We start from the raw sequence: 6,077 nt of genomic DNA, 5'->3' as shown, positions 1-6,077 counted from the left end.
GCACCGCCGCCCCCGGCCCGCTCGAACCCCGACCGCACGAGGAGGAACCGTGCCCGGCATCCGCTACGCGCCCGACAGCGTCCTGATCCCCACCACCCCCGGGGCCCTCCTGGAGTGGGCCGCCGCGCACATCGCGCGCGTGGGGATCTACCAGAGCCGACACAGCCTGTTCTCCGGCCCCGGCCGACTGATCAACCGGCGGTGCTCCGTCGGCGGCGCCGTCGACGTCGCCGCCGGCCGCGACCGCATGGCCCCCGACCGCACGTACGACATCGACGCCATCGGCACCGTTCTCGAAGAGGCGTACCGAGTCCTGGCCGACCATTTGCACGGCGCCCCCGTCCAGGTTCCCGACGGTGCCGATCCCAAGCAGTGGCGCCGGAGGGTCGTCCACCTGTGGAGCCTGGCCCCCGGCCGCACCGCCCAGGAGGCGGCCGCCGCGCTCCGCGAAGCGGCCGAGCTCGCCGACGCCGCGCACCGTCTCTTCTGAAGACCCCTGCCCGGGGCGGCGGATGGCACCGCCGCCCCGGCCCCGCTCGAAACCCGAACCCACCAGGAGAAGAACCCCACCGTGCACGCCAGCACCCAGCCCGCCGCGAAGCCGGCGGAGAAGACCCGCACCGTGCGATGCCCCTGCTGCGGACTGCCCAAGCCAGCCGTCTCCGGTGCCGTCGTCGACCACCGCCCCACCCGCACCGCGGCCGACGACTGCCCCGGCAGCGGCGCCCGCGCCTGGGGACTGACCCGCGAAGCCCTCCAGCCGAAGACCGAGGCCGACGCGCACCGTCCGCCAGCCCTGCCGGAGCCCGCCCCGGCCCCGGCGGAGGCTGAAGCCCCTGATCCGGAGGACGTCGCCGCCCGCACCATCGCCGCTCTCCACGCGTCGTGCGACCAGCAGCTCAGCCTCTTCGACCGCACCGCCGCCGTCAGGCCCGTAGACCGGCCCGAGCGCCGAGCCCGGCGGCAGCGCCGCCGCACTCCCGCGGAGGCCCTGGGCACGGATGCGAAGTGGGTGATCGTGCACTACCGGCCGGGCTCCAACCTGTTCGCCCTCCCCGACGACCTGCTTCCCCGCTCCACTCCCGAGCAACTGGCCGCCGCGGAGAAGGAGGGCGCCGTCCACTTCGACCTCACCCAGCCCCGCACCGACGCCCACGAGGTCCTCGCGCCGCCCGCCGTCGGCCGCCCCGTCGTGGTCATCCCGTGCAGCGCCGGCAAGAGGCCCCTGCCCGACGGGGTCGAGGAGCTCCCCGCCGCCCAGCTCTACACCGGGCCGTATTTCACGAAGTGCCTCGCGGCCGCCCAGGCCATCCCTGGCGGAAGGGTCGTCATCGTCAGCGCCGAGTACGGGCTGATCACCCCGGACACCCCGATCCGCCCGTACGAGAAACGACTGGACCCGCGCACCGTCGACCACGCCAAGCACCGCGCCCAGGCGGCCGCCATGGGCCGCGCCCTGCTCTACGCCCCCGAGGTGATCGCGCTCGCCGGCAAGGACTACGCCGACGCCGCGGCGGCGGTCTGGCCCCACCTCCGGCGCCCGCTTGCCGGGGCTGGCATCGGCTCCCAGCTCCAGCGGCTCACGCGCATCGCCGCGTCCCACGATCCGCGGGCCACCGCACTGGCCTACGCCGCCCAGGCCGCCGGGCGGTGACCGGCGGCCGCGCCGACACCTGACAGGTCGCTCCCCGCCGCGCGACCGCCCGCCGCCCTGCGCGCCGCGAGCGACGGCCGCACCCGACGTCCCTCCCCCCGGCGCGCAGCGATCCCTCCCCGCGCGCCGGCCCCTCTCGAAGCAAGGCAACCAGCTGACCTCAATGACAAGGACCGACCGATGACTGACACCGTGCCGGGGGAGCCGACCCCGCAGACCTGCCTCGGGGTGGCGCGCGAGGCCGCGGCCCTCGCCGCCGCCGCTGACGACCAGGCGCTGAACGCCGTGTGCCGCAGCAGTTCCGGCAACGCCGCCCGCCTGGAGAAGGTCATGCACGCGGTCCACGCAGAGGCCGTTGAGACCGAGCGATACGCCGCCCTGGCGGAGCAGTGGGCGGCGGACCCTGAGATGCCGGACAGCGCGCTGCACCACTGTGCCCGCAGCGCCGTCGACCACGCCGTGCTCGCCCAGGAGACGGCCGGGGCCGAGGCGACGGCCGCCGCGCTGCGCGCCGAGCTGGAGCGCAGGCTGACGCCCGAGGAGCGGGCCGAGCGGGAGAGCGAGCGGCGACGCGCCGAGGCCGAGCAGGAGGCCGCCGAGCGGGCCGCCACCGGCATGGACAGCGACAACCGCCACCTGGCCGTGATGAACGGCTACCTCGCCGAGAACGCCGTGCCCCTGCTCGGGTGGACCGTCGGGCACATGCGGGTGCTGGAGGCCGCGGAGACCGGCCGCCTGTACTGGCGCGACGGGCAGGCCCGGAAGGCCGCCGAGCACGGCGTGTGGAGCGGCGGCCGCAGGGTCAGCCGGCAACGGACGCAGGAGCTGCGCGGCGCCGGGTTCCTCGTCGCGGCCGACGCGGCCGGGGGCGTCAGCGTACTCGTGCCCACTCCGATGGGCCAGGTGGCGCTGGAGCTCGCGCGGCTGTACCCGGCGGGCCTGTACGACAGCGACAAGGCCGCGTACGAAGCCCGGTACGCCCGCGTCGCGAAGCGGTACCGGCGCATGGACGACAAGAAGGCCGCCGCCCGGCGTCTGCCCGCCCTGGAGTACGGCGCGGTGGGCCGGTACCGGCGTCCGGTGACGCTCGTCGAGCAAGAGGCCCGCGCCGCGCGCGAGGCCGCCGAGCAGTGGGAGGGCGAGGGCGGTTACTGCCCCGGCGTTGAGGCGCCCCGCCCGACAGCCAGTGCCCGCACGGCAACCGCCCGCGCGGCGGTAGTTACCGCGGCCCTTCCCACGGAGGCACCGCAGGGTCAAACCCTGCGGTGGCCGTCTGCCCCGAACGCCGGCCGCAAGACGCAGCACACCGCCGGAGCGACATCGCCCGTGCGGAACGAAGTCCCCTCAGCGCAGGTGCGTCCCAAAGGCCGCCGGCGGAACGGAGCGCCGGTCGGCATCGCCCTCCGGCGCACTCGCGGAGCGAGCGCCGGCTGGGCACAAGAGACCCTGTTTTGAGCGGGAACGGGACCCAGGGCCCGGGGGCACACCCTCCGGGCCCTGGGCGACGCCTCGGCACGCGACTTCCCACGCACGGCCCAAGTGCGGTATTTTTTTCAATGTTGGCTAGGGTGGCACCTGGCCGGCACTACCTGCTGCAACTCGAAACCCTTACCTACAGGAGCATCACACTCATGATCCCCAACGGCGTTACCCCCGCCGACGACCAGATCGCGGCCGACATCTTCGGCGTCAGCGTCGGCTACTGGCAGGACACCAAGCACTGGGAGAAGATCCGCGGCCTGAAGCTCCTCAACCGCGAGGGCAGCCGCCGGCGCCTTTACTCCAAGGAGCAGCTGCTGGCCGCGCGCGCGGAGGAGGAGCGGGCCAAGGCCGTCAACGAGCAGCCGCGGTACGACCTCCCCTCGGTGCCGGCCGGCGAGCACCCCGACGACCTGCTCGACCTGGAGGAGTCCCTCTACGCCCTTCCCGAGGACAAGCGCGTCACGCTGTCCACGTGGAAGGGCTACCGGTACGGCAGCAAGACGCGCCTTCCTGACCCCGACTTCAACCTCGGTGGCAAGGATGTGGACGGCGAGGTCGTCGGCGGTGAGGACTTCTGGCGCCGGCAGACCATCCTCGACTGGGCGGCCAACCGCCGCGGCCGCGGCAACCCCAAGGGGCGCCCGGCCGGCCGCAAGGAATCGCAGTCCCGCCCGCCGAACCCGCAGGCCGAGGAGCGCAGGGAGCGGGCCCGCCAGTTGCTCGCCGAGCACCCCACCACCCTCACCGCGAAGATGCTTGGTGAGGACCTCGGAGTGCACCCGGTCCACGCTGAGCGCATCCTGCGCGCGGCCCGTCTAGAGAGGGTCATCAGTCTGCTGAAGGACGACCCCGACCTGAGCGCCGAGGACGTCCAGCGGGAGACCGGCCTGCACGTCACCTCGCACGCCCGCAAGCTGCTCGACGAGGCCCGCGAGGCCGCCGCCGGCGCACAGTGAACCCCGCCCGTCCAGCCCTGGCAGGATGAAGATCGCCGGAGCAGGACGAGCGGGGGAGCGGCAGCATGGGCAGGGACACCGAGCGAGCACTGGACTACGTCGCAGAACGCAGCATCCGCGTGCCGCATGGGTGCCGACTGTGGATGCGGAGCCTCACCACGGACGGCTACGCCAAGGCCGTCGTCACCGAGGCCGGACGCGAACGCACCGTACGGGTGCACCGGTGGCTGATGGAGCAGGTGCACGGCCCGCTTCCCGCACGTGCGATCACCGCGCATAGCTGCAACGAATCGCTGTGCGTGCATATCGACCACCTGTCGAGCGCGACGCAGCGCACGAACATGCGGCAGATGGCGGACCAGGGCCGCGCGGCCGGCCGGGCCCACCTCGGCTATGCCGACACCCGCGGCTCCCTCGGGCGCGCACAGGCCCTCCAGGCCGCACTCCGCGACGGGCTCGACCTGGAGGCTCTGGCCGCCGCGATGCTGGAGGGTGAGGCGCGTCCCCTCGTCCGCAAGGCACTGGCCCGGGGGTACGACGCGGAGGCGTACCTTGCCGCCGTTCGTGCGTCCGACCCGAGTGCCGCGATGGTGCCGCTCTTCCCCGCAGAGCCCAGCGTCGTCGCTCCGGACGTCGAGGACGATGGACAGATGTCGTTGTTCTGAGCGACTGGTCACGGCCAACGCGTAGGGGCCCGGCCCGCAGACGGAGAATCGTCTGCGGGCCGGGCCCCTACGCGTTGATGCCTCCTCAGCCCACGGACCCTGGCGGAAGGGTCGTGCTCTGGAGATTCTCCGGCGAGCCTTCCTGGGATGGCACTGCGGGCGATCCGCCGGGCGGCGGGAAGTCGTACGACTCCGCTGCTGGAGCCGTCTGAGTCACGGGGGGTGCGATGCCTGTCTGGTCGGCGGACGGCGCAGGCGAAGCGGCCGCATCGTCGGCCGACGTGGCTGCGGTAGGGGCGGAGGCCGGCGCGGTGGCGTCGTCGGCGTCGGGTGTCTCGGCGAGCGCCGCCACGGTCTGCTCGAATGACTTCTTCGCCGCACGCACCTGCCCGACCGACATGCCGAGTCGCTCGGAAGCCTCCTGGGCGGGAATCTCGGTGTCGAGCATCTCCACCACGAGCGCGTCGAGCTTTTGCCGCTTCTCCACCAGCTGGCTGTTCCGCTCCTCACGGAGCTTGGCGACACGACGCTCCGTCTCCTCGTCGAAGTCGTCGATCTCTTCTTGAATCAGAATCGCTGCTTCGGCGATGCGAAGGCGCTCGTCCTCCAGCTCGCGGAACCGCGCTGCCTTCTCCCGCGCGGCCTCCCTTGCCAGCACTGCCTTCGACCTGCGTTGCGGCTTCGCCATGTGCTGCTGCACCTCCGTGTCGTTTGACTGCTCCGCTCATTCTGCCTGTCGCGGCCCGCGCTCCACGCAGCCGCCCGCTCGGGTGTCCTCCGCGTGACGGAGCCCGGAGCGTTGCGGGGAGGTGCGACCGGAGGTGCACCCGCAAGATCCGGTGACGGGGCGGGCGAATGCCGTGGCGTGAGTCGTGACAAGTCCTCATGCACCGCACGTGCCCGTGCGCCGAACCTGGCGGAAGGGTGCACGCCGCGCCGCAGGCGCAAGGATTGCTGTCGAGTCAGCCGCGTGCGTCAGCACGGTGCAGCGGGTCGTGCGGCGGCATTTCCCGTGTCGGCGCACGGAGGTGATGCGGGTGCGGCGGCGTCGGGGGTGCGGCGGGCGGGTGCACGGGCCACGCTGGAGGTATCGCACGTGAAGGAAGGCCAGGCCGATGCGGAGCAACTGCACCGCGGCCGCACCGACGATGCCCGTGCGGCCGCATCAACGTGCACGGAGCGAGCGCATGGGGTCGGCCGCGGGTAGTGCACCTACGACGCACCGCCGCGAGGGCCACGAGTGGCGTAGCGCTGCGGCAACGATACGCCACGTCGTCCCGGCTCAGCACCTGACGCGTCCACAGGTGACGCCGCCGGTAC

6 protein-coding genes are annotated in these 6,077 nt (G+C 73.2%); 5 read left to right on the top strand and 1 reads right to left on the bottom strand.

What is annotated here, in order from left to right; all coding sequences use genetic code 11:
• The first annotated feature begins 49 nt into the window (after window positions 1–49).
• The 5 genes from RIF68_RS23940 to RIF68_RS23920 all read left to right on the top strand — a co-directional run bounded on the left by RIF68_RS23940 (window position 50) and on the right by RIF68_RS23920 (window position 4,757).
• Window positions 50–490: a DUF6197 family protein gene (locus RIF68_RS23940; protein ID WP_309053361.1), complete on the top strand. Its 441-nt coding sequence runs from the start codon at window positions 50–52 to the stop codon at window positions 488–490.
• A gap of 81 nt (window positions 491–571) precedes the next feature.
• Complete coding sequence (locus RIF68_RS23935; protein ID WP_309053360.1) at window positions 572–1,654, top strand: DUF6884 domain-containing protein; 1,083 nt, start codon at window positions 572–574, stop codon at window positions 1,652–1,654.
• A gap of 180 nt (window positions 1,655–1,834) precedes the next feature.
• Window positions 1,835–3,109 carry a hypothetical protein gene (locus RIF68_RS23930; protein WP_309053359.1) on the top strand — a complete coding sequence of 425 codons (1,275 nt, stop codon included), beginning with the start codon at window positions 1,835–1,837 and terminating at the stop codon, window positions 3,107–3,109.
• A gap of 176 nt (window positions 3,110–3,285) precedes the next feature.
• Window positions 3,286–4,092 (top strand): hypothetical protein, encoded by an 807-nt coding sequence (locus RIF68_RS23925; RefSeq protein ID WP_309053358.1) that lies wholly within the window; start codon window positions 3,286–3,288, stop codon window positions 4,090–4,092.
• A gap of 65 nt (window positions 4,093–4,157) precedes the next feature.
• Window positions 4,158–4,757 (top strand): HNH endonuclease, encoded by a 600-nt coding sequence (locus tag RIF68_RS23920; protein ID WP_309053357.1) that lies wholly within the window; start codon window positions 4,158–4,160, stop codon window positions 4,755–4,757.
• Between the two features lie 85 nt (window positions 4,758–4,842).
• Here RIF68_RS23920 and RIF68_RS23915 read toward each other — a convergent pair whose 3' ends face one another.
• Window positions 4,843–5,445 (bottom strand): hypothetical protein, encoded by a 603-nt coding sequence (locus RIF68_RS23915; RefSeq protein ID WP_309053356.1) that lies wholly within the window; start codon window positions 5,443–5,445, stop codon window positions 4,843–4,845.
• Window positions 5,446–6,077: the final 632 nt, after the last annotated feature.

Source organism: Streptomyces sp. (assembly GCF_031178505.1).
Lineage (GTDB): Bacteria > Actinomycetota > Actinomycetes > Streptomycetales > Streptomycetaceae > Streptomyces > Streptomyces gulbargensis.
The sequence above is the reverse complement of the archived record's forward strand: the minus strand, read 5'-3'. Positions and strand labels throughout refer to the sequence as shown.

Excerpts from the sequence above, each read along its gene's own strand:
- RIF68_RS23930 (WP_309053359.1), top strand. The coding sequence starts at position 1,835 with ATGACTGACACCGTGCCGGGGGAGCCGACCCCGCAGACCTGCCTCGGG.
- RIF68_RS23925 (WP_309053358.1), top strand. The coding sequence starts at position 3,286 with ATGATCCCCAACGGCGTTACCCCCGCCGACGACCAGATCGCGGCCGAC.
- RIF68_RS23920 (WP_309053357.1), top strand. The coding sequence starts at position 4,158 with ATGGGCAGGGACACCGAGCGAGCACTGGACTACGTCGCAGAACGCAGC.
- RIF68_RS23915 (WP_309053356.1), bottom strand. The coding sequence starts at position 5,445 with ATGGCGAAGCCGCAACGCAGGTCGAAGGCAGTGCTGGCAAGGGAGGCC.